Source organism: Pseudomonas sp. P8_229 (assembly GCF_034008635.1).
Taxonomy (GTDB): domain Bacteria; phylum Pseudomonadota; class Gammaproteobacteria; order Pseudomonadales; family Pseudomonadaceae; genus Aquipseudomonas.
Genome location: NZ_CP125378.1, coordinates 4,801,099 through 4,823,726, shown reverse-complemented (window position 1 = coordinate 4,823,726; position 22,628 = coordinate 4,801,099). Strand labels below are relative to the sequence as shown.

The following is a 22,628-nucleotide window of genomic DNA, read 5'->3' as shown; positions in this document are numbered from 1 at the left end:
ATAATTACTCTTGTTAGTGTCTGTTTTCGGTAGCAGACGGAACGGCAAAAGTTCCATTTAAAAACAAACTTATATATCTGAACGAAATGAGGAACTTAACCTTGAGGCCAGCGTTCTTAAGGCCAGTAGTTATTTTCCATAAGGAGAAACACCCCATGCGTAAGACTTTAGCTATTGCCTTGATGTTGACCGCTTCCCTCGGTCTCGCTGCCTGCGATAAAAAATCCGAGGACAAAGCTCAAGATGCCAACCAACATGCTGAACAAGCTCAGCAGAAAATGAATGAAGCTCAGGATAAAGTGAACGACGCAGCGAAAGAAAACGCTGAAGCCGCCAAAGATCAGGCTGAATCGAATCAGGCTGCTCAAGACGAAGCTGCCAAGAAGCAATAATTGCGACTTGATGCAGAAAAAAGAAAACCCGCCAAGTGCGGGTTTTCTTTTGCCTGGGATTTTTTGGCAATGTCGGCTTAGAGGCTGTTTCTAGAGCAGAAGGGTTCTAAAAGTCGGACTAATCATCAGCAGCAAACTACAGATCAGGCCGACCAGCCACACCAGGCTGCGCAGGGATGGTTTATCAGCCAGGTACAACCACAAGTAGAGAATCCGCGCGATCACGAAGATGATCGCCAATGCATCGATCAACCAGCCTTGTGTTTGCGTGGTGTGCGCCATCAGCACGCCCACCGCAAACAGGATGAACGCTTCAATGCTGTTCTGGTGCGCCGCCAGTGCCCGCGCGCCATAACCGGTGAGTTGCGCCTGTTGTTGGCGCGGCAGGTGGTTGTTGTAACCGCCCTGCTCTTTCATGGCTTTACCCACCGGCATACGCGCGATGTAAATCAACAATGCACTGATAAACACACACCAGAACGGAATACTCATCAAGCGGCCTCTTTATTGGTTTCGGGCAACGTCGCCTCGGTAGGGGTATAGACCATCACATCGAGCACGTCGGAATGAAACTCGCGGCGATACAACACCAGCACCACGCCAGCGCTCATCAACATGAACAGCCACGGGCTGACGAACCACGCCAGCATGGTCATGCCGAAGTAGTAGGAGCGCAAGCCGAAGTTGAACTGGTTGGCCGCCATCGAAATCACCCGCGCCGCCCGTAGCGCGAACGCCTTGCGCTCTTGCTCGGAAACCTGGCGCTCGCCGATCATCGGCGCCGAACCGACCAGTACTGCGGCAAAGTTGTACTGGCGCATGCACCAGCTGAATGTGAAGAAGGCATAGACGAACACCAGCGCCAGGCACAGCAACTTGATCTCCGACATGCCCTGCGACGCCTGCTGGACCATCGGAATGTCCGCCAGCAACGACACGGCGCGCTCGGACGCGCCCAGCACGGTCAGAATGCCGGCGAGAATGATCAGGGTGCTGGAGGCGAAGAACGAGGCGTTACGCTCCAGATTGCCGATCACGCTGGCATCGGCGATGCGGTTGTCGCGCAGCAGCATGCGGCGCATCCAGTCTTCGCGGTACAGGTGCAGCACACTGGCCAGGCACGCGGTGTCGCGGGCCTTCCAGGACGCATAACGGGTATAGCCGCCCCAGCAGATGACAAACCAGAGCGCGGCCAGCAGGTGGATCAGGTTGGCTTGGATGAACGACATGCGGTTCCTTGTGAGCAGTGAGCACAGTACCTGCAGGAGTGAGCCTGCTCGCGATAGCGTAGTGTCAGTGGCCATTGAGAAGTCGGCTGACAAATTGCTATCGCGAGCAGGCTCACTCCTACTTAAAAGCGACGCACCCCTTCGACGTTAGCGTAAGGAAAAAGACACTGCCTGACGCGCATAAAAAATGCCCCGTATCGATTGATACGGGGCATTTCTGTTTAAGCGTTGAAGACCCGCTTTTGGCGGGTCAGACAACGTCAGGCAACTGCTTCGCTGCGCTTGCCCAGCAGGCGATCGCAGACCACTGCGACCACCAGGGTCATGACGCACGGCACCAGCCACGCCAGGCCCTGCTCGCTCAGCGGCAGGTGGGACAGCTGCGACGGCATCCAGTCGGCCAGACCGGCGCCCTTGAGGGCGTCGATGCTGCCGAACACGAAGGACACCAGCATCACCGGGCCGAGGATGCGGCCGTGTTCATGCCAGAAGTCTTTGCAGAAGCTCAGACCGACCAGCACGATGCACGGCGGGTAGATCGCGGTCAGTACCGGAATCGAGAAGGCAATCAGCTTGGTCAGGCCCAGGTTCGACACCAGCAGCGAGAACGCCGCCAGAATGATCACCAGCGTCTTGTAGGACAGTGGCAGCACGCGGCTGAAGTATTCAGCGCAAGCGCAGGTCAGACCGACCGCCGTCACCAGGCATGCCAACGAGATCAGCACCGCGAGGAAACCGCTGCCCAGCGAACCGAAGGTGTGTTGCACGTAAGCGTGCAGCACCGCCGCGCCGTTGGTGGCACCGACCGCCACTTCATGGCTGCCGGAACCGAGGCGGAACAGGCTGATGTAGACCAGCGCCAGACCGACACCGGCGATAAGGCCGGCAATGATCGCGTAACGGGTGATCAGCGCAGGCGAATCGACGCCACGGGAACGGATTGCGTTGACGATGACGATGCCGAACACCAGAGCGCCGAGGGTATCCATGGTCAGGTAACCGTTGATGAAACCCTGGGAGAACGGTGCCGCCACGTACTCCGGCGTGCCCTGACCAATGTCACCCGCCGGCAAGGCGAATGCAGCGATACCGAGCACCGCCAGTGCGATGATCTTCAACGGCGCGAGGAAACGCCCCACGGTGTCCAGCAGCCGCCCCGGATACAGCGAGATGAAGAACACCAGCAGGAAGTACACCGAGCTGTAGAGGAACAGCGCCAGCGGGCTTTCGCCAGTCAGCGGTGCCAGACCCACTTCGAACGATACGGTCGCGGTACGTGGAGTGGCGAACAATGGGCCGACCGCCAGATAGCACGCCGCGGCGAGCACACCGCCGGCGATCTTGCCGATCGGGCTGCTCAGCGTATCCATCGCGCCGCCGACCTTGGCCAGGGCAACGACGGTGATCACCGGCAGACCAACCGCCGTGATCAGAAAACCCAGCGCCGCCATCCAGACATGAGGTCCGGCCTGCAAACCGACGATAGGCGGGAAGATAATGTTACCGGCCCCGACGAACAGGGCAAATGTCATAAAACCAAGTGCCAGGATGTCCTGACCTTTCAAAACTTTCATTAAGGAAATACCACACTACTGAATCGGAATTTAGAGGGGGATTTCCCTGTGGGGTTAGGGAAATGCTGTCAGTCCGTATGAGACTGACCCGTTTAGCGCGTCGCATACCTTGTGGGCGGCAGACGCAAAAATGGCTGCTAGCCTAACGAATTTGTCTGACAAACGCACTGTTTGAGGGCGAACTATCCGATACGCGACGTGTCTGTGTCGCGTTTACGCATCAATTTTTCCTACAGAGAACCCTGTGATGAGGGGATTTATCCCCGATGGGGCGCGGAGCGGCCCCTATCAGTCAACGCAATTGTTCAGACATGCCCCATTGAATGGCTTTGGGGTCGCTTCGCAGCCCATCGGGGATAAATCCCCTCACCACAAAAGCCAACCGAACACCAGAAACGACAAAGGCCACCCGAAGGTGGCCTTTGTTTGGTATAGCGTCAGCTAAGCGCGAGGCTTACTTGACAGCCCAACCGGTCAGCTCGGCCAGGGCCTTGCCGATGTCTGCCAGCGAACGCACGGTTTTCACGCCTGCGTCTTGCAGTGCAGCGAATTTCTCGTCTGCAGTGCCTTTGCCGCCAGAGATGATTGCGCCAGCATGGCCCATGCGCTTGCCCGGAGGAGCAGTCACACCAGCGATGTAGGAAACAACCGGCTTGGTCACGTGTGCCTTGATGTAGGCAGCCGCTTCTTCTTCAGCCGAACCGCCGATCTCACCGATCATCACGATCGCTTCGGTCTTCGGGTCTTCCTGGAACAGCTTCAGGATGTCGATGAAGTTCGAACCCGGGATCGGGTCACCACCGATGCCGACGCAAGTCGACTGACCGAAACCGGCGTCAGTAGTCTGCTTCACAGCTTCGTAGGTCAGGGTGCCGGAACGCGAAACGATACCGACCTTGCCTGGCAAGTGAATGTGACCTGGCATGATGCCGATCTTGCATTCGCCTGGGGTGATCACGCCTGGGCAGTTAGGGCCGATCAGGACTACGCCCAGCTCGTCGCACTTAACTTTGGCGTCCAGCATGTCCAGGGTAGGAATGCCTTCGGTGATGCAGACGATCAGCTTGATGCCGCCGAATGCTGCTTCCAGGATCGAGTCCTTGCAGAAAGGAGCCGGAACGTAGATCACGCTGGCGGTAGCGCCAGTGGCGGCTACTGCGTCTTTGACGGTGTTGAACACTGGCAGACCCAGGTGCTCGGTACCGCCTTTGCCAGGAGTAACGCCACCAACCATCTTGGTGCCGTATTCGATGGCTTGCTGGGTGTGGAAACTACCTTGCGAACCGGTAATACCCTGGCAGATAACTTTGGTGTCTTTATTGATCAGGACGCTCATTATTTGCCCTCCGCAGCTTTGACAACTTGTTGAGCAGCGTCGGTCAGGCTGGTAGCAGCGATGATGTTCAAACCGCTTTCTGCCAGTACTTTAGCGCCCAGCTCAGCGTTGTTGCCTTCAAGGCGAACAACAACCGGGATTTTCACGCCGACTTCTTTCACAGCGCCGATGATGCCTTCGGCAATCATGTCGCAACGAACGATGCCGCCGAAGATGTTGACCAGTACTGCAGCGACGTTGGTGTCGGACAGAATGATCTTGAACGCTTCAGTTACGCGTTCTTTGGTAGCGCCACCACCTACGTCGAGGAAGTTGGCTGGCTTGCCGCCATGCAGGTTGACGATGTCCATGGTACCCATGGCCAGGCCAGCACCGTTGACCATGCAGCCGATGTTGCCTTCCAGTGCCACGTAGTTCAGTTCGAACTTGGCAGCGTGCGCTTCGCGCGGATCGTCTTGCGACGGATCGTGGAAAGTCTTCAGCTTAGGCTGACGGTACATTGCGTTGGCGTCGATGTTGATCTTGGCGTCCAGGCAGTGCAGATCGCCGTCAGCCTTGATCACCAGCGGGTTCACTTCCAGCAGAGCCAGGTCGTGATCCTTGAACAGCTTGGCCAGACCTACGAAGATCTTGGCGAACTGAGCAACCTGCTTGCCTTCCAGACCTAGCTGGAATGCCAGCTCGCGACCCTGGAATGGCTGAGCGCCAACCAGTGGATCGATAGTGGCTTTCAGAATTTTTTCTGGAGTGTCGTGAGCGATTTTCTCGATGTCCACGCCACCTTCGGTGGAAGCCATGAACACGATGCGACGGCTCGAACGGTCAACGACAGCGCCCAGGTACAGCTCTTTAGCGATATCAGTGCACGATTCAACCAGGATCTTGGTGACTGGCTGGCCATTGGCGTCAGTCTGGTAAGTCACCAGACGCTTGCCCAGCCACTGCTGTGCGAAGGCTTTGGCGTCTTCTTTGCTGCGAACCAGCTTGACGCCGCCCGCTTTACCGCGACCACCAGCGTGGACCTGGGCTTTGACAACCCACTCACTGCCGCCGATTTTGTCGCAAGCTTCTGCTGCTGCTTCCGGGGTGTCTACTGCGTAACCAGTGGAAACTGGCAGGCCGTATTCAGCGAACAGCTGCTTACCCTGATACTCGTGAAGATTCATGCTTTTTACCGTCTTCGTTAGGTACTGCGCATTCGGCGCTGCGCTCGTTTGAGTGCCGCGCCACCTGTGACTGCTGCTTGCGTAGCTGAGCTACGCAAGACTGCGTCCAGCGGACATTCCGCGGTGAGACTTGCTCGCAAGGCTCACGACGGGCCGTTACCGCCGTGGTTTCTTATTATGTCTTAACGCTTCTTGCGGTTGGCAATGTGGATGGCGCCGCCATTCACAGCCAGAGCGGCTTCGTGCAAGGCTTCAGACAGGGTCGGATGGGAGAAAACCATCATGCCCAGATCTTCAGCGCTGGTGCCGAATTCCATACCGATCGCGCCCTGCTGAACCAGTTCTGCAGCGCTCGGGCCAATCACGTGCACGCCCAATACGCGGTCAGTCTTGGCATCAGCGATGACCTTGACGAAACCACCGGTATCGTTGGCAGCCATGGCACGGCCGGAAGCGGCGAACGGGAAGGTGCCGACGTTAACTTCAACGCCTTCGGCTTTCAAGGCCTGCTCGGTTTTGCCAACCCACGCGATTTCCGGGTGAGTATAAATAACCGAAGGGATCAGGTCATAGTTCATCTGAGCCTTGTGGCCCTTGATGCGCTCGACAACCATGATGCCTTCTTCCGAAGCCTTGTGAGCCAGCATCATGCCGCGAACCACGTCACCGATGGCGAAAACGCCCGGTACGGTGGTCGCGCAGTGATCGTCAACGTGCACGAAACCGCGCTCGTCGAGGGTCACGCCGCTGTCGGCAGCCAGCAGATCAGTGGTCACCGGACGGCGACCAACGGCTACGATCAGCTTGTCGAAAGTGATGGTCTGTTCGCCGTTGGCATCGGTGTAGTTAACAACGACTTCGTCGCCGTTGACTTTCGAACCGGTCACGCGAGCGCCCAGTTTGATGTCCAGACCTTGTTTGGTCAGGGTTTTCAGCGCTTCCTTGGAAACAGCGGTGTCCGCTGCCATCAGGAAAGTGTCCAGTGCTTCCAGGACAACCACTTCGGAGCCCAGACGCGACCACACCGAACCCAGTTCCAGACCGATCACGCCAGCGCCGATCACGCCCAGACGCTTGGGTACGGTCTGGAATTCCAGTGCACCAGTCGAATCAACGATGACTTTCTGGTCGACCGGAGCCGGTGGAATGTCGATCGGACGCGAACCTGGAGCCAGGATGACGTTTTCAGCTTCGATGACTTCAACCGAGCCGTCCGGCTTGGTGACTTCGACTTTCTTGCCAGCCAGCAGTTTGCCGTGACCCTGGATCGAAGTAACGCCGTTGGCCTTGAACAGGGTAGCAACGCCGCCGGTCAGGTTCTTGACGATGCCAGCCTTGCGGCCAACCATCGCAGCGACGTCCATTTTGACTTCGCCGGTCGAGATACCGTGAACGTTGAAGCTCTCTTTGGCTTCCTTGTACTTCCAGGAGCTGTCCAGCAGCGCCTTGGACGGAATGCAGCCGACGTTCAGGCAAGTACCGCCGAGGGCTTGCTTGCCTTCAGCGTCGGTGTACTTCTCGATGCAGGCAGTGGTGAGACCCAGCTGCGCGGCCTTGATGGCAGCCACATAGCCGCCAGGGCCGGCACCGATCACTACTACGTCAAATTTCTGCGACATTCAAAAATTCCTCTTTAGCGAAAAGCTTCAAGCCGCGCGCTCCAAGCCAAGCTGCCTTTTCCTGCAGCTTGAAACTTGAAGCTCGCAGCTGCTTCTATCAGATATCCAGCAACAGACGAGCCGGATCTTCCAGCAGGTTCTTGATGGTCACCAGGAAGGTCACAGCTTCTTTGCCATCGATCAGACGGTGATCGTAGGACAGTGCCAGGTACATCATCGGACGAATCACGACCTGACCGTTGATGGCCATTGGACGCTGGATGATGTTGTGCATGCCCAGAATCGCTGCCTGCGGCGGGTTGACGATCGGGGTCGACATCATCGAACCGAAGGTACCACCGTTGGTGATGGTGAAGGTACCACCGGTCATCTCGTCCATCGACAGTTTGCCGTCACGGGCTTTCTTGCCGAAAGTGGCGATGCCGCCTTCGATTTCAGCCAGGCTCATCAGCTCGGCGTTACGCAGGACCGGTACAACCAGGCCACGGTCGCTGGAAACGGCAACGCCGATGTCAGCGTAGCCGTGGTAAACGATGTCGCCGCCGTCGATCGACGCGTTGACAGCAGGGAAACGCTTCAGCGCTTCGGTAGCTGCTTTCACGAAGAACGACATGAAGCCCAGGCGTACGCCGTTGTGGGACTTCTCGAACAGATCCTTGTACTTCGAACGCAGCGCCATGACTTCGGTCATGTCGACTTCGTTGAAAGTGGTCAGCATCGCCATGTTCGACTGAGCTTCAACCAGACGCTTGGCGACGGTGGCACGAACGCGGGTCATCGGCACGCGCTTCTCGATGCGGTCGCCAGCGGCGAACACAGGAGCAGCGGCAGCCGGAGCAGCAGCCTTGGCAGGTGCGGCAGCCGGAGCGGCTTTCTTCGCGGCAACAGCAGCCACCACGTCTTCCTTGGTCACACGACCGCCTTTGCCGGTGCCGGCAACGGAAGCGATGTTGATGCCGTTTTCTTCAGCCAGCTTGCGCGCAGCCGGAGCAGCAACAGGATCGTCTTCGCCTTCGCCAGCAGCTGGTGCAGCGGCAGCAGCGGCCGGAGCAGCAGCGGCGGCTGGAGCAGCAGCCGCGCCGCCTTCAACGATGGAGCCCAGGACTTCGTCGGACAGGACGGTTTCGCCCTCGCCCTTGACGATTGCGCCCAGCACGCCGTCGGCGGTAGCCAGAACTTCCAGTACGACTTTGTCAGTTTCGATGTCAACGATCAGTTCGTCGCGCTTGACGGCGTCGCCCGGTTGCTTGTGCCAGGTGGCAACGGTGCCATCGGCAACCGATTCCGGGAAAGTGGGGGCTTTGATCTCGATAGCCATTATCTGTGGTTCCTTAAATTCGGTTTCAGGTGCGCGAAGGCGTTAAATGGTAAACGCGTCTTGCAGGAGTTTTTCCTGCTGCTCGGCGTGCATCGATGCGTAACCACAAGCTGGGGCAGCAGAAGCCTCACGGCCCGCGTACTCAAGTACGAGAGACTTGTCGAGGTTCCCGATGCTGCGACGCAAGTGGTGCTGGCTGCAGTACCAGGCGCCCTGGTTCATCGGCTCTTCCTGACACCAAACGGCATTTTTGACGTTGGTGTACGGAGCCAGGACTTCTTTCAAGTCGTCCTCAGGGAATGGGTACAGCTGCTCGATACGCACGATGGCAATATCTTCACGGCCTTCGGCACGGCGTTTTTCCAGCAGGTCGTAGTAGACCTTGCCGCTACACAGAACAACACGCTCGACCTTTTTCGGGTCCAGAGTATCGATTTCCGGGATCACGGTCTGGAACGAACCTTCGGCCAGATCTTCCAGGGTCGAGATGGCCAGCTTGTGGCGCAGCAGCGACTTTGGAGTCAGAACGATCAACGGCTTGCGCAGCGGGCGAATCACCTGACGACGCAGCAAATGGTAGATCTGTGCTGGCGTGGTCGGTACGGCAACCTGAATATTGTGCTCGGCGCACAGTTGCAGGTAACGCTCAAGACGCGCCGAGCTGTGCTCAGGGCCCTGACCTTCGTAACCGTGTGGCAGCAACATGGTCAGACCGCAGAGACGGCCCCACTTGTGCTCGCCGCTGGTGATGAACTGGTCGATTACAACCTGTGCACCGTTGGCGAAGTCACCGAACTGGGCTTCCCAGATCACCAGCGCATCCGGCGTAGTGGTCGAGTAACCGTATTCGAATGCCAGTACCGCTTCTTCCGACAGGAACGAGTCGTACAGGTCAAAGCGTGGCTGACCGTCGTACAGGTGCTGCAGCGGAATGTAGGTGCCCGCGTCTTTCTGGTTGTGCAACACAGCGTGACGGTGCGAGAACGTACCGCGGCCGATGTCCTGACCGGTCATGCGGATCGGGTGACCTTCGAACGCCAGGGTCGCGTACGCCATGGTTTCGGCGTAACCCCAGTTGATCGGCAGGCCGCCGGCTTGCATCTTCTGACGGTCTTCGTAGATCTTCGCGACCTGACGCTGAACCACGAAGCCTTCCGGAATTTCCAGCAGCTTGGCGGACAGTTCTTGTAGGGTCTTCAGATCAAAGCGGGTGTCGTGACGCGCAGTCCAGGCGTGGCCCAGATACGGACGCCAGTCCACGAACAGCTCTTTGTTCGGCTCTTTGACCAGCGACTTCACTACGTGCAGACCGTTGTCCAGCGCGTTGCGGTATTCGTCGACTTTCGCCTGAACACGCTCTGCGTCGAGCACACCGCCCTGGGTCAGACGATCAGCGTACAGCTCACGGGTGGTGCGCTGCTTGGTGATCTGCTGGTACATCAGAGGCTGGGTGCCGCTTGGCTCGTCGGCTTCGTTGTGGCCGCGACGGCGGTAGCAGACCAGGTCGATCACCACGTCACGCTTGAACTGCATGCGGTAGTCGATGGCCAACTGGGTCACGAACAGCACGGCTTCCGGATCATCACCATTCACATGGAGGATCGGCGCCTGGATCATCTTCGCAACGTCGGTGGCGTACTCGGTGGAACGCGAGTCCAGCGGGTTGCTGATGGTGAAACCAACCTGGTTGTTGATCACGATGTGCACGGTACCGCCGGTTTTGAAACCGCGGGTCTGCGACATCTGGAAGGTTTCCATGACCACGCCCTGACCTGCGAACGCAGCGTCACCGTGGATGGAGATCGGCAGAACCTTCTCACCGGTCGGGTCGTTACGACGATCCTGACGGGCGCGAACCGAACCTTCGACCACCGGGGAAACGATTTCCAGGTGGGACGGGTTGAACGCCATGGCCAGGTGAACTTCACCGCCTGCGGTCATCACGTTGGACGAGAAGCCCTGGTGGTATTTAACGTCACCGGAACCCAGCTCGACCTTCTTCTTGCCTTCGAACTCGTCGAACAGCTCGCGCGGGTTCTTGCCGAAGGTGTTGACCAGCACGTTCAGACGGCCACGGTGGGCCATGCCGATGACGACTTCCTTGGTGCCGTAGGAACCGGAACGCTGGATCAGTTCGTCGAGCATCGGAATCAGGCTTTCGCCGCCTTCCAGACCGAAACGCTTGGTGCCCGGATATTTGGTGCCCAGGTATTTTTCCAGGCCTTCACCGGCAGTGACGCGCTCGAGCAGGTGGCTCTTGATGTCGGCCGAGTACGTCGGACGACCACGCACGCTTTCCAGACGCTGCTGAAACCACTGGCGCTGCTCGGAATCGGTGATGTGCGTAAATTCAGCGCCGATGGTGCGGCAATATGTCTGCTGCAACGCTTCGTGAATTTCGCGTAGGCTCGCTTCCTCTTTGCCGATGAACAGGTCGCCGGCACGGAAGGTCGTATCAAGATCGGCATTGGTCAAGCCGTAATGATTGATCGACAGGTCTGCAGGTGCAGGACGCTGCCACAGCCCCAGCGGGTCAAGCTGGGCTGCCTGGTGGCCACGCATACGGTAGGCCTGGATCAATCGCAGCACTTCAACTTGCTTCTTCTCGTGCTCACTGCTCACGCTTCCGGCGGAAACCGGTTGGGCGCGGCGCTGGTTCTTTGCCAGCAGCACGAAATGATCGCGAATTGTGGAGTGCGAAACATCAGTGGCAGAGTTGCCGTCGGCAGGCAACTTCTGAAAGTAGGTGCGCCACTCTTCTGGCACAGCGTTAGGGTCGTGCAGGTAGAGCTCATAAAGCTCTTCCACATAGGCAGCGTTTCCACCTGAAAGGTAGGCGCTGTTCCACATGCGCTGCATCACGCTTTCTTGCATGCTTGGTCACCCTCGGTTAGGGGAACACCATCGGCGTCAATACCGAGCAAACTTGCAGAAGTCCGAATGCAGCGACCAAAACAAGCCACTTAGGATCACGCTGATAGTCCGGGTACCAGCCCGGATGCCCCTGCTTGTCTCATTTCTTCAAAATAAGAGCTGCAGCTTGTGGCTGCTGCTCTGGTTATAGCCATGACGCGGGTTGAAGCCCGCGCCACAGCCTCTTCGGTACAGCGGTCCTACGGTTACAGCAGCTGAATCACACGCCGCTCGAAAGCAGCATGTTACGGATGTGACCGATGGCCTTAGTCGGGTTCAGGCCTTTCGGACATACGTTGACGCAGTTCATGATGCCCCGGCAGCGGAAGACGCTGAACGGGTCATCGAGCGAAGCCAGACGCTCGGACGTCTTGGTGTCGCGGCTGTCTGCCAGGAAGCGGTACGCTTGCAGCAGTGCAGCTGGACCCAGGAACTTGTCCGGGTTCCACCAGAAGGACGGGCACGAGGTCGAGCAGCAGGCGCACAGAATGCACTCGTACAGACCGTCGAGCTTTTCACGCTCTTCAGGGGACTGCAGACGCTCGATGGCCGGAGCCGGCGTGTCGTTCTGCAGGTATGGCTTCACCTTCTCGTATTGCTTGTAGAAGATGCTCATATCGACGACCAGGTCACGGATAACCGGCAAACCTGGCAGCGGACGAACGATCAACTTGTTGCCTTTTACGACGGCGGACAGCGGCGTGATGCACGCCAGACCGTTCTTGCCGTTGATATTCATGCCGTCGGAACCGCAGACACCTTCACGGCAAGAGCGACGATAGGAGAAACCTTCGTCCTGCTCTTTGATCAGGGCCAGTACGTCCAGCACCATCAGATCTTTACCACCGGTATCGATCTGGAATTCCTGCATGAACGGCGCGGCGTCCTGATCAGGGTTGTAACGATAAACGCTGACTTGCAACATGGCGGCCACCCTTAATAAGTCCGAATCTTAGGTTCAAAAGTCGGAACAGTCTTCGGCGAGAAGTTCACGGCACGCTTGGTGACGCGCTTGTCACCCGGGAAGTACAGGGTGTGGCACAGCCAGTTTTCGTCGTCACGGTCTTCGAAGTCTTCACGGGCGTGAGCACCGCGCGACTCTTTGCGGACTTCAGCGGCGATGGCGGTAGCTTCAGCCACTTCCAGCAGGTTTTGCAGTTCCAGCGCTTCGATACGGGCAGTGTTGAACGCCTGCGACTTATCGTTGATCTTCACGTTGGCGATGCGGGTACGCAGGTCAGCAAGCTGAGCGATACCTTTCTGCATGTATTCGCCGGTACGGAACACACCGAAGTAGTTCTGCATGCAGTTCTGCAGCTCGCGACGCAGGGTTGCCACGTCTTCGCCATCAGTACGGCTGTTCAGTGCGTTCAGACGCGACAGGGCAGCGTCGATGTCGGCTTCGGTAGCGTCGTCGTATTCGATGCCGTCGGTCAGCGCCTTTTCCAGGTGCAGGCCGGCAGCGCGGCCGAACACCACCAGGTCGAGCAGCGAGTTGCCGCCCAGACGGTTGGCACCGTGAACCGATACGCAAGCCACTTCGCCTACTGCGAACAGACCTGGGATGATCTTGTCGACGCCTTCAGCGTCCTGGGTGATCGCCTGGCCGTGAATGTTGGTGGCAACGCCGCCCATCATATAGTGGCAAGTCGGAACAACCGGAACCGGGGCAACAACCGGGTCAACGTGAGCGAAAGTCTTCGACAGTTCGCAGATGCCTGGCAGACGGCTGTGCAGCACTTCCTCGCCCAGGTGGTCGAGTTTGAGCAATACGTGGTCGCCATTCGGACCGCAACCGTTGCCAGCGATGATTTCCTTAACCATCGAGCGAGCAACCACGTCACGACCGGCAAGGTCTTTGGCGTTCGGAGCGTAACGCTCCATGAAACGCTCGCCGTGCTTGTTGATCAGGTAACCACCTTCACCACGGCAACCTTCGGTCACCAGTACACCGGCGCCGGCGATGCCGGTCGGGTGGAACTGCCACATTTCGATGTCTTGTACCGGCACGCCAGCACGCAGAGCCATGCCGACGCCGTCACCGGTGTTGATCAGGGCGTTGGTGGTGGACGCGTAGATACGACCTGCACCGCCGGTAGCCAATACGGTGGCTTTGGCGCGAATGTAGGTGGTTTCGCCGGTTTCGATGCAGATCGCGATCACACCGACGAAGTCGCCTTCCTGGTTTTTCACCAGATCGACAGCGTAGTACTCGTTCAGGAACGTGGTACCGGCTTTCAGGTTGCCCTGATAAAGGGTGTGCAGCAGCGCGTGACCGGTACGGTCGGAAGCGGCGCACGTACGGGCAGCCTGCCCGCCTTTGCCGTAGTCCTTGGACTGGCCGCCGAACGGACGCTGGTAGATGCGGCCCTGTTCGGTACGCGAGAACGGCATGCCCATGTGGTCCAGCTCATAAACGGCAGCCGGGCCTTCCTGACACATGTATTCGATAGCGTCCTGGTCACCGATGTAGTCGGAACCCTTGACGGTATCGTACATGTGCCAGCGCCAGTCATCGTTCGGGTCAGCGGACGCGATTGCGCAGGTGATGCCGCCCTGGGCGGATACAGTGTGCGAACGGGTCGGGAAAACCTTGGTGATCACGGCAGTCTTGTGACCGCCCTGTGCCAGCTGCAACGCAGCGCGCATGCCGGCACCGCCACCACCAATAATGATGGCGTCGAAAGAAATCGTTGGAATGTTAGCCATGACTCAGATACCCCAGAGAATCTGCACACCCCAGACGAAGTAAGCGAACATCGCAACGCCGCATACTGCCTGGAAAAGGAAACGTACTGCGGTCGCGGACTTGCCCAGCGCCATTGGCGTCAGGTAGTCGGTCGCGATGGTCCACATGCCGACCCAGGCGTGAGCGCCAAGGGCAACGAGGGCCAGCAGACTGAAGATACGCATCCCGTTGTGAGCGAACAGGCCGTGCCACTGGTCGTAGCCAATGCCCGGATTCACTGCAAGGTATCCGATCAGAAAGATGAAATAAGCCGCGAGAACAACCGCAGACACACGTTGCGCCATCCAGTCATAGAGGCCCGAACGCGAAAGGTTCGTAACGCTGGTTACCATATCCAAACTCCTGCCAGAACGATCAACACCACGGAAACGGCGATGATAATTTTCGAGCCCAGGCGGCCGCCTTCCAGCGTCTCACCGATGCCCATGTCCATGATCAAGTGGCGCACACCGGCTACCAGGTGATACAGCAGAGCGGACAGGAGGCCCCATGCTACGAACTTGGCCAGCGGACTGGTCAAGCATGCCTTCACTTCGGCAAAACCTTCCTCGGAACCCAGAGACTTGCCCAATGCATAAAGCATGAAGCCAATACCCAGGAAGAGGATGATGCCGGAAACACGGTGAAGAAACGACGTAACGCCGGTGATGGGGAGTTTGATGGTCCTTAGGTCTAGGTTTACAGGTCGTTGGCTTTTCACGGCTTTTTTTTCACACTGAAGAGCCCCTAACAATCAGGGCAAAGTTGTTGGGGAGTGCACTGGTCAGGTAACCACCACCCAGGGATGCGACCCCCAATAAAGCAGGCCCAAAAGCCCTTGGCGGTCGGTGGCCGAGTATAGACAGTTAGGCTACTAATGACAACGCAATCACCTACCCCAAATAGCTGATTGCACAAGTCGTATAAAAGGCGTAAATGGCAGTCAATTTCGAGGAAAAAGTGCGCTTAAAGCCTTCTGGAGCAAGACTTTAGGCAAATTGACATTCGAATTTATCTCACTATAGTGGTGCGGGCCCTGCGTGGGGGGTCTGTCTGATGGTTCAAGCATAAATAGGAGGCCACATGGCTGACAAAAAAGCGCAGTTGATCATCGAGGGCGCAGCCCCCGTCGAGCTGCCCATTTTAACCGGCACCGTTGGTCCCGATGTAATCGATGTTCGGGGCCTGACGGCCACGGGCCGCTTCACTTTCGACCCTGGTTTCATGTCGACCGCCTCGTGCGAATCGAAGATCACCTATATCGACGGCGACAACGGCATTCTGTTGCACCGCGGCTACCCGATCGAACAGCTGGCTGAAAAGTCGGACTACCTGGAAACCTGCTACCTGCTGCTCAACGGCGAACTGCCGACCGCAGAGCAGAAGGCCCAGTTCGTCAGCACCGTGAAAAACCACACCATGGTTCACGAGCAGCTGAAAACCTTCTTCAACGGCTTCCGTCGCGACGCCCACCCGATGGCCGTCATGTGCGGCGTAGTCGGCGCCCTTTCGGCCTTCTACCACGACTCCCTGGACATCAATAACCCGCAGCATCGCGAAATCTCCGCGATCCGTCTGGTTGCCAAGATGCCAACCCTGGCAGCGATGGTTTACAAGTACTCCATGGGCCAACCCATGATGTACCCGCGCAACGACCTGACGTACGCGGAAAACTTCCTGCACATGATGTTCAACACCCCGTGCGAGATCAAACCGATCAGCCCGGTACTCGCCAAGGCCATGGACCGGATCTTCATCCTCCACGCCGACCACGAGCAGAACGCATCGACTTCCACCGTGCGTCTGGCAGGTTCCTCGGGCGCTAACCCGTTCGCCTGTATCGCCGCCGGCATCGCCGCACTATGGGGCCCTGCCCACGGTGGTGCGAACGAAGCCGTATTGACCATGCTCGACGAAATTGGCGATGTGTCCAACATCGACAAGTTCATCGCCAAGGCCAAGGACAAGAACGATCCGTTCAAACTGATGGGCTTCGGTCACCGCGTTTACAAGAACCGCGACCCTCGCGCGACTGTAATGAAGCAGACCTGCGACGAAGTACTGAAGGAACTGGGCATCAACAACGATCCGCAACTCGAACTGGCCATGCGCCTGGAAGAGATCGCGCTGACCGACCCGTACTTCATCGAACGCTCGCTGTACCCGAACGTCGACTTCTACTCGGGGATCATCCTCAAGGCGATCGGCATTCCGACCAGCATGTTCACTGTGATCTTTGCTCTGGCACGTACTGTCGGCTGGATCTCCCACTGGAAAGAAATGCTCTCCAGCCCGTACAAGATTGGCCGTCCGCGCCAGTTGTACACCGGCTATGAGTCGCGTGATATCACCAAGCTGGAAGACCGCAAATAAGACCTGTCTTGCGATAACGTCTTGAAGTTGTACCGGGAACGGCCTCTATTTATATAGGGGCCGTTTTTGTTTGTCTGGGATTTGGGGATTGGGGATTGGGGATTGGGGATTGGGGATTGGGGGCATATCCGTTGCTGCGGGTGCTGCCGCTGGCGGTTTCGCTCTTACAGCGAGTCACCTTTTCCAAACGCCGAAAAGGTAACCCAAAAGGCTTGGCCCCGGCGTACGGCACTTCGCTGAGGCTCAGTGTTCCCTCGCTACGGTGTCCATCCGGGGGCATCGCCTACGGTTTGCTTCGCTGCACCTCCTCTCGATGTATGCGGCTACGCCGCACGGCGCTGCGCGCCTAACCCCCGGATGAACACCTTCGCTCGGCCTGCCGATGGGGCAAAAAATCAAAAGCCGAAGCAAGATCACAAACCAGATCAAAAGCCCCTCACCCCAGCCCTCTCCCTCCGGGAGTGGCTGGGGTGAGGGGCGAATCCACCACCAATCCAAAGCCGAGCACGCTGTTGCTCCTCACCACTCAACAGGATGAGCGTTAGCTCGGCTGCGGCTCTTGATCTGTAAGGCGACGTCGGAAGGCTGAGTGGAGGGATTGATCCGGGCGTGGGAGCGCAGCGACCGTTTGGCGAAGCCAAACACAGCGAGAGGAGGTGCAGCGAAGCAAACCGTAGGCGCTGCGCCCGGATCAATCCCGGAGCGAAGGAACCCCGAGCCCCAGCGAGCGGGCCGCACGTAGGAGCAAGCCTTTTGGGTTACCTTTTCGGCGTTTGGAAAAGGTGACCCGCCGTAAGGGCGGAACCCTAAGAAGCCGTTACCGCAGCAACGGATATGTACTCAATAAGCACCAAACACGAAGCCCCCGCCCGATAACCGCCCACAAAAAAATGCCCCGATCTCTCAACCGGGGCATTCAGTACAACGTTCACACAAGCATTAAGCAATCAGTGAGACACAGCCCCACTCGCCCCCAACCCCGTCTGCGAACGCACAAACTGCGGGAAGAACAGCGCCCGCTCGTTCTCGGCCGCCGCCGACTTGTCGGTGATCGAGAAGAACCAGATGCCGATGAATGCGATAACCATCGAGAACAACGCCGGATACTCGTACGGAAAGATCGCCTTCTCGTGATGCAGGATCTGCACCCAGATGGTCGGGCCGAGGATCATCAGACCCACCGCACTCACCAGACCCAGCCAGCCACCCACCATCGCACCGCGGGTGGTCAGCTTCTTCCAGTACATCGAAAGCAGCAGCACAGGGAAGTTACAGCTCGCCGCAATCGAGAACGCCAGGCCAACCATGAACGCAATGTTCTGGCTTTCGAACAGGATGCCCAGGCCGATAGCCAGCACGCCCAGTGCGATGGTGGTGATCTTCGAAACGCGAATCTCATCCTTGTCGTTGGCTTTGCCCTTCTTGATCACACTGGCATACAGATCGTGCGACACCGCCGAAGCACCGGCCAGGGTCAGTCCTGCCACAACCGCCAGAATGGTCGCGAACGCCACCGCCGAGATGAAGCCAAGGAAAATACTGCCGCCCACCGCGTCAGCCAGATGCACCGCCGCCATGTTGTTGCCGCCGAGCAGAGCGCCCGCTGCATCCTTGAAGGCAGGGTTGGTGCTGACCAGCAGGATCGCGCCGAAGCCGATGATGAAGGTCAGGATGTAGAAGTAGCCAATGAAGCCGGTAGCGTACAGCACGCTCTTGCGCGCTTCTTTTGCGTCACTCACAGTGAAGAAGCGCATCAGGATGTGCGGCAGGCCAGCGGTGCCGAACATCAGCGCCAGACCGAGGGAGAACGCCGAAACCGGATCTTTCACCAGGCCGCCCGGGCTCATGATCGCCTCACCTTTAGGGTGAACCTTGATCGCCTCGGAGAACAGCATGTTGAAGTCGAAGTTGACGTGCTTCATCACCATCAGCGCCATGAACGAGGCACCGGACAGCAACAGCACCGCCTTGATGATCTGCACCCAGGTGGTCGCCAGCATGCCGCCGAACAGCACGTACATGCACATCAGGATGCCGACCAGAATCACCGCGACGTAGTAGTCGAGACCGAACAGCAGCTGGATCAGCTTGCCGGCACCGACCATTTGCGCGATCAGGTAGAACGCCACCACCACCAGCGAACCGCAGGCAGACAGGGTGCGGATCTGGGTTTGCCCGAGGCGATAGGACGCCACGTCGGCAAAGGTGTATTTACCCAGGTTACGCAGGCGCTCGGCGATCAGGAACAGAATGATCGGCCAGCCCACCAGGAAGCCGATCGAGTAGATCAGGCCATCGTAGCCGGAGGTGAACACCAGCGCGGAAATCCCCAGGAAGGACGCCGCCGACATGTAGTCACCGGCGATCGCCAGACCGTTCTGGAACCCGGTGATCTTGCCGCCCGCCGCATAGTAGTCGGCGGCCGATTTGTTGCGCTTGGACGCCCAGTAGGTGATGCACAGGGTCGCCCCGACGAACACCACGAACATGGCGATCGCGGCGACGTTGAGTGGTTGTTTGTGGACTTCGCCGGACAAGGCGTCAGCGGCCCAGACTGCCGGAGCGAACGCTGCGATGCTCAAAAGAGCCAGTAGACGCCGGATCATTGCTGAGCCTCCTTGAGAATCGCATTGTTCAGGTCGTCAAACTCGCCATTGGCGCGTCGTACGTAGATAGCGGTCAGGACGAAGGCCGAGACAATCAGGCCGACGCCGATCGGAATGCCCCAGGTGATGGATGATTCAGGACTGATCTTGGCACCGAGCACTTGCGGCCCGTAAGCGATCAGCAGGATGAAGGCGGAGTAAAGCCCTAGCATGATCGCCGAAAGTATCCAGGCGAATCGTTCCCTTTTCTTCACCAGCTCCTTGAAGCGCGGGCTGTTTTGAATCGAGAGGTAAATGCTGTCGTTCATTGTTTTTATCCTCGCAGCACAAATTATTGTTGGAACATAGCTAATGTATGCGGCTGTGGGAGAGGTAACAGACGACCTTAGTATTAGAACGACATGACACTTTCGCCAATTTTTGGACTGTAAATAGACGAAATAATTGGAAAGCGGCGCTGAAACAGCCGCAAACCCTGCAGGTGAGGGTTGGCCAGAAACAAATGTAGGAGTGAGCCTGCTCGCGATGGCGTTGTATCAGTCGACGTTTGTATCAACTGACAGGACGCTATCGCGAGCAGGCTCACTCCTACAGGGGGTATTGCGGTGTTGGGGTTATTTGGTCCAGTCGGCTACGCGATCCGGGTGTTTGGCGACCCAATCCTTGGCCGCGGCTTCAGGTTTGGCGCCGTCCTGAATCGCCAGCATGACTTCGCCGATCTCGTCTTTCGACGCCCACTGGAAGTTTTTCAGGAACTTGGCCACTTCCGGGGCCTTGGTGGCGAGTTCCTTGCTGCCGATGCTGTTCACGGTTTCAGCCGCGCCGTACACGCCTTTCGGGTCATCGAGGAAGCGCAGTTTCCATTTGGCGAACATCCAGTGCGGCACCCAGCCGGTGACGGCAATCGATTCGTTCTTCTTCTCGGCACGGGTCAGCTCGGCAATCATGCCGGCGCCGGAACTGGCCTTGAGGGTGTACTTATCGAGGCCGTAATCCTTGATTGCCTGATCGGTCTTGAGCATCACGCCTGACCCGGCGTCGATGCCGACAATACGGTTTTTGAAGCTGTCGTCGGTTTTCAGGTCTTCGATCGATTTCGCTTTGACGTACTCGGGCACGATCAGGCCGATTTTCGCATCCTTGAAGTTCGGGCCGTAATCGACGACCAGATCCTTGTTCTTCGTCCAGTATTCGCCGTGGGTGACCGGCAGCCACGCCGAAAGCATCGCATCGAGTTTGCCGGTGGCCACGCCCTGCCACATGATCCCGGTGGCGACGGCTTGCAGTTTCACGTCGTAGCCGAGTTTCTGCTTGATCACTTCGGCCGCCACGTGGGTGGTCGCGACGCTGTCGGACCAGCCGTCAACGTAACCGATGTTCAGGGTCTGTTTTTCAGCGCTGGCGAAAGTGGAACTCATCGCAAGCACCAGAGCGGCACCTGCGCCTAAAAGTCGTCGCATCTTCATCGTTACTTCCCCGAAATGCTGCGCCCGACGGATGCCGGACATCGTCAACGTATTGTTATGGTGCACAGCGCCCCCATCACGCCTGACCGCAAACTCGTTAGAACATCAGCCGTCGTTTCTATAAGGGTACTGACGCTTTCGATCATCGGCCTGACGCCAAACGCGACCTGCTCTGGCAACGACCTCAAGACAACGAGAAACGACATCAGAAAGCCATTAATCGCAGCTGAATAAATGACGCCAGATAATCCGCCCGAACTTTGCATGGGCAAATGATGCAGGCCACCAACCCGTGGATAAATGCAGGTAACATGCGTCGCTTTGTAGCCACTCGGCCTGACCATGTCCGCGACTTCCCGCTTCCCGTTTGTTCCCTATCTCTTCGCTTGCCTGCTCGGCCTGTTTGCCCTTGGCGGTTTCTGGTACGGCCTCGGCAAACCGGTGATCCTGCCGGACGCCGCGACCCCGACGCACAAGTTGCAATGTGCCTCCTACACGCCGTTCGACAAGGATCAGTCGCCGTTCGACGTGCCGTTCAAGCTGCGTCCGGAGCGCATGGACGCCGACCTCGCCCTGCTGGCGACGCGCTTCGAATGCATCCGCACCTACTCGATGACCGGCCTCGACGCCCTGCCTGAGCTGGCGCGCAAGCACGGTTTGAAATTGATGATCGGTGCCTGGGTCAACAGCAACCCGGTGGACACTGAAAAGGAAGTCGACCTGCTGATCGCCTCGGCCAACGCCAATCCGGACGTGGTCAGCGCAGTGATCGTCGGCAACGAAGCCTTGCTGCGCAAGGAAGTCACCGGCGCGCAACTGGCCAGGCTGATCAACAAGGTCAAAAGCCAGGTCAGGCAACCGGTCACGTATGCCGATGTCTGGGAGTTCTGGCTCAAGCATCCGGAAGTTGCGCCGGCGGTGGATTTCCTGACCATTCACCTGTTGCCGTACTGGGAAGACGATCCGTCGAACATCGACGCCGCCCTGCAACACGTGGCGGATGTACGTCAGGTGTTCGGCAACAAGTTCGCGCCCAAGGACGTGATGATCGGCGAGACCGGCTGGCCTAGCGAAGGCCGCCAGCGCGAGACCGCCCTGCCGAGCCGGGTCAATGAAGCCAAGTTCATTCGTGGTTTTGTCGCGATGGCCGAAAAGGAAGGCTGGCACTACAACCTGATCGAGGCGTTCGACCAGCCATGGAAGCGCGGCAGCGAAGGCGCGGTCGGTGGTTACTGGGGCCTGTTCGATGCCGATCGCCAGGACAAGGGCGTACTCGCCGGGCCGGTGACCAACGTGCCGTACTGGAAGGAATGGCTGGGCGTCGGTGGGCTGATTTTCCTCGGTACGCTGCTGCTCGGCGGTCGGGTGCGCAGTACACAATCGGCATTGATCCTGCCGCTGCTCGGTGCAGTGGCTGCCTGCTCGATCGGCGCCTGGGGCGATCTGGCGCGAGTGACCACGCGGTTTGCCAGCGAATGGCTGTGGGTTGGCTTGCTGACCGTGTTGAACCTGCTGGTGCTGGCGCATGCTGCGCTGACCTTGAGCGCCCGCCAGGGTTGGCGTGAACGCGCGTTCAACCTGCTGGAGCGCCGCGCCGGATGGCTGGTCGCCGTGGCCGGTTTTGCCGCAGCGGTGATGATGCTGGAGATGGTGTTCGACGCCCGTTATCGCAGCTTCGCCAGCATGGCGTTCATCCTGCCGGCGCTGGTGTACGTGTGCCGCCCGGTTAGCGTGCCGCGCCGGGAAATCGCCCTGCTGACCTTCATCATCGGCGCCGGCATCGCGCCGCAGCTGTATGAAGAAGGATTGTTGAATCAGCAGGCGTGGGGCTGGGCGCTGGTCAGTGGGTTGATGGTGGCGGCGTTGTGGCGCTGCCTGCGGGTTCGCAACAACTGATCTTCATTGGCC

Annotated in this window: 18 protein-coding genes; 3 read left to right on the top strand and 15 right to left on the bottom strand. The window is 58.3% G+C overall.

Annotation, left to right across the window (positions count from 1 at the left end):
* Positions 1-155: 155 nt before the first annotated feature.
* Positions 156-392, top strand: coding sequence for a hypothetical protein (locus QMK55_RS21840; RefSeq protein WP_102356803.1), 237 nt, complete (start codon positions 156-158; stop codon positions 390-392).
* A gap of 90 nt (positions 393-482) precedes the next feature.
* Here the strand turns inward: QMK55_RS21840 and QMK55_RS21835 are convergent, their stop codons facing one another.
* The 12 genes from QMK55_RS21835 to sdhC all read right to left on the bottom strand — a co-directional run bounded on the left by QMK55_RS21835 (position 483) and on the right by sdhC (position 14,996).
* Positions 483-884 carry an MAPEG family protein gene (locus QMK55_RS21835; RefSeq protein WP_320329944.1) on the bottom strand — a complete coding sequence of 134 codons (402 nt, stop codon included), beginning with the start codon at positions 882-884 and terminating at the stop codon, positions 483-485.
* A complete protein-coding gene (locus QMK55_RS21830) occupies positions 884-1,621 on the bottom strand; it encodes a DUF599 domain-containing protein (protein WP_102356805.1) in 738 nt (245 codons plus the stop codon). Before QMK55_RS21830 ends, QMK55_RS21835 begins: the two co-directional genes overlap by 1 nt.
* Before the next feature lie 260 nt (positions 1,622-1,881).
* Positions 1,882-3,195 (bottom strand): branched-chain amino acid transport system II carrier protein, encoded by a 1,314-nt coding sequence (gene brnQ, locus QMK55_RS21825; protein ID WP_102356806.1) that lies wholly within the window; start codon positions 3,193-3,195, stop codon positions 1,882-1,884.
* A 454-nt stretch (positions 3,196-3,649) separates the two neighbouring features.
* Positions 3,650-4,531, bottom strand: a complete 882-nt coding sequence (sucD, locus tag QMK55_RS21820) for a succinate--CoA ligase subunit alpha (protein WP_007919877.1) — start codon at positions 4,529-4,531, stop codon at positions 3,650-3,652.
* On the bottom strand, positions 4,531-5,697 hold the full coding sequence (gene sucC, locus QMK55_RS21815) for an ADP-forming succinate--CoA ligase subunit beta (RefSeq protein WP_007919879.1): 1,167 nt from the start codon (positions 5,695-5,697) through the stop codon (positions 4,531-4,533). The genes sucD and sucC overlap by 1 nt, the downstream gene beginning before the upstream one ends.
* A 182-nt stretch (positions 5,698-5,879) precedes the next feature.
* Positions 5,880-7,316 carry a dihydrolipoyl dehydrogenase gene (lpdA, locus tag QMK55_RS21810; RefSeq protein ID WP_102356807.1) on the bottom strand — a complete coding sequence of 479 codons (1,437 nt, stop codon included), beginning with the start codon at positions 7,314-7,316 and terminating at the stop codon, positions 5,880-5,882.
* A gap of 97 nt (positions 7,317-7,413) precedes the next feature.
* The gene (gene odhB / locus QMK55_RS21805; protein ID WP_102356808.1) at positions 7,414-8,634 is read right to left on the bottom strand and encodes a 2-oxoglutarate dehydrogenase complex dihydrolipoyllysine-residue succinyltransferase; all 1,221 of its coding nucleotides are present in this window, start codon (positions 8,632-8,634) and stop codon (positions 7,414-7,416) included.
* Positions 8,635-8,676: 42 nt separating this feature from the next.
* Complete coding sequence (locus tag QMK55_RS21800; RefSeq protein WP_064117362.1) at positions 8,677-11,508, bottom strand: 2-oxoglutarate dehydrogenase E1 component; 2,832 nt, start codon at positions 11,506-11,508, stop codon at positions 8,677-8,679.
* A 259-nt stretch (positions 11,509-11,767) separates the two neighbouring features.
* Entirely contained in the window at positions 11,768-12,472 is a 705-nt protein-coding gene (locus QMK55_RS21795) for a succinate dehydrogenase iron-sulfur subunit (protein ID WP_077571704.1), read from the bottom strand.
* Between the two features lie 11 nt (positions 12,473-12,483).
* On the bottom strand, positions 12,484-14,256 hold the full coding sequence (gene sdhA, locus QMK55_RS21790) for a succinate dehydrogenase flavoprotein subunit (RefSeq protein WP_320329943.1): 1,773 nt from the start codon (positions 14,254-14,256) through the stop codon (positions 12,484-12,486).
* A gap of 3 nt (positions 14,257-14,259) precedes the next feature.
* Positions 14,260-14,628 carry a succinate dehydrogenase, hydrophobic membrane anchor protein gene (gene sdhD / locus QMK55_RS21785; RefSeq protein ID WP_047292833.1) on the bottom strand — a complete coding sequence of 123 codons (369 nt, stop codon included), beginning with the start codon at positions 14,626-14,628 and terminating at the stop codon, positions 14,260-14,262.
* Positions 14,622-14,996, bottom strand: a complete 375-nt coding sequence (gene sdhC, locus QMK55_RS21780; protein WP_034156251.1) for a succinate dehydrogenase, cytochrome b556 subunit — start codon at positions 14,994-14,996, stop codon at positions 14,622-14,624. Before sdhC ends, sdhD begins: the two co-directional genes overlap by 7 nt.
* Positions 14,997-15,358: 362 nt before the next feature.
* Between sdhC and gltA the strand changes: the two genes are divergently transcribed.
* The gene (gltA, locus tag QMK55_RS21775; RefSeq protein ID WP_003222994.1) at positions 15,359-16,648 is read left to right on the top strand and encodes a citrate synthase; all 1,290 of its coding nucleotides are present in this window, start codon (positions 15,359-15,361) and stop codon (positions 16,646-16,648) included.
* A gap of 947 nt (positions 16,649-17,595) precedes the next feature.
* Here gltA and QMK55_RS21770 read toward each other — a convergent pair.
* From QMK55_RS21770 to QMK55_RS21760, 3 genes are all read right to left on the bottom strand, one after another.
* The gene (locus tag QMK55_RS21770) at positions 17,596-19,254 is read right to left on the bottom strand and encodes a cation acetate symporter (protein ID WP_320329942.1); all 1,659 of its coding nucleotides are present in this window, start codon (positions 19,252-19,254) and stop codon (positions 17,596-17,598) included.
* On the bottom strand, positions 19,251-19,562 hold the full coding sequence (locus QMK55_RS21765; RefSeq protein WP_102355194.1) for a DUF485 domain-containing protein: 312 nt from the start codon (positions 19,560-19,562) through the stop codon (positions 19,251-19,253). The genes QMK55_RS21770 and QMK55_RS21765 overlap by 4 nt, the downstream gene beginning before the upstream one ends.
* A 306-nt stretch (positions 19,563-19,868) precedes the next feature.
* A complete protein-coding gene (locus QMK55_RS21760) occupies positions 19,869-20,720 on the bottom strand; it encodes a glycine betaine ABC transporter substrate-binding protein (protein ID WP_096796228.1) in 852 nt (283 codons plus the stop codon).
* A 342-nt stretch (positions 20,721-21,062) separates the two neighbouring features.
* Here QMK55_RS21760 and QMK55_RS21755 point away from each other — a divergent pair, with 342 nt between their 5' ends.
* On the top strand, positions 21,063-22,616 hold the full coding sequence (locus tag QMK55_RS21755; protein WP_320329941.1) for a glycosyl hydrolase family 17 protein: 1,554 nt from the start codon (positions 21,063-21,065) through the stop codon (positions 22,614-22,616).
* Positions 22,617-22,628 lie beyond the last annotated feature (12 nt).

Bases quoted from the DNA above. Each gene is read 5' to 3' on its own strand.
- QMK55_RS21835 (WP_320329944.1), bottom strand. From the start codon at position 884: ATGAGTATTCCGTTCTGGTGTGTGTTTATCAGTGCATTGTTGATTTAC.
- lpdA (WP_102356807.1), bottom strand. From the start codon at position 7,316: ATGTCGCAGAAATTTGACGTAGTAGTGATCGGTGCCGGCCCTGGCGGC.
- QMK55_RS21795 (WP_077571704.1), bottom strand. From the start codon at position 12,472: ATGTTGCAAGTCAGCGTTTATCGTTACAACCCTGATCAGGACGCCGCG.
- odhB (WP_102356808.1), bottom strand. From the start codon at position 8,634: ATGGCTATCGAGATCAAAGCCCCCACTTTCCCGGAATCGGTTGCCGAT.
- QMK55_RS21760 (WP_096796228.1), bottom strand. From the start codon at position 20,720: ATGAAGATGCGACGACTTTTAGGCGCAGGTGCCGCTCTGGTGCTTGCG.
- QMK55_RS21830 (WP_102356805.1), bottom strand. From the start codon at position 1,621: ATGTCGTTCATCCAAGCCAACCTGATCCACCTGCTGGCCGCGCTCTGG.
- gltA (WP_003222994.1), top strand. From the start codon at position 15,359: ATGGCTGACAAAAAAGCGCAGTTGATCATCGAGGGCGCAGCCCCCGTC.
- brnQ (WP_102356806.1), bottom strand. From the start codon at position 3,195: ATGAAAGTTTTGAAAGGTCAGGACATCCTGGCACTTGGTTTTATGACA.
- sdhA (WP_320329943.1), bottom strand. From the start codon at position 14,256: ATGGCTAACATTCCAACGATTTCTTTCGACGCCATCATTATTGGTGGT.
- QMK55_RS21755 (WP_320329941.1), top strand. From the start codon at position 21,063: ATGTCCGCGACTTCCCGCTTCCCGTTTGTTCCCTATCTCTTCGCTTGC.
- QMK55_RS21800 (WP_064117362.1), bottom strand. From the start codon at position 11,508: ATGCAAGAAAGCGTGATGCAGCGCATGTGGAACAGCGCCTACCTTTCA.
- sucC (WP_007919879.1), bottom strand. From the start codon at position 5,697: ATGAATCTTCACGAGTATCAGGGTAAGCAGCTGTTCGCTGAATACGGC.
- QMK55_RS21840 (WP_102356803.1), top strand. From the start codon at position 156: ATGCGTAAGACTTTAGCTATTGCCTTGATGTTGACCGCTTCCCTCGGT.
- sdhD (WP_047292833.1), bottom strand. From the start codon at position 14,628: ATGGTAACCAGCGTTACGAACCTTTCGCGTTCGGGCCTCTATGACTGG.
- QMK55_RS21765 (WP_102355194.1), bottom strand. From the start codon at position 19,562: ATGAACGACAGCATTTACCTCTCGATTCAAAACAGCCCGCGCTTCAAG.
- QMK55_RS21770 (WP_320329942.1), bottom strand. From the start codon at position 19,254: ATGATCCGGCGTCTACTGGCTCTTTTGAGCATCGCAGCGTTCGCTCCG.
- sucD (WP_007919877.1), bottom strand. From the start codon at position 4,531: ATGAGCGTCCTGATCAATAAAGACACCAAAGTTATCTGCCAGGGTATT.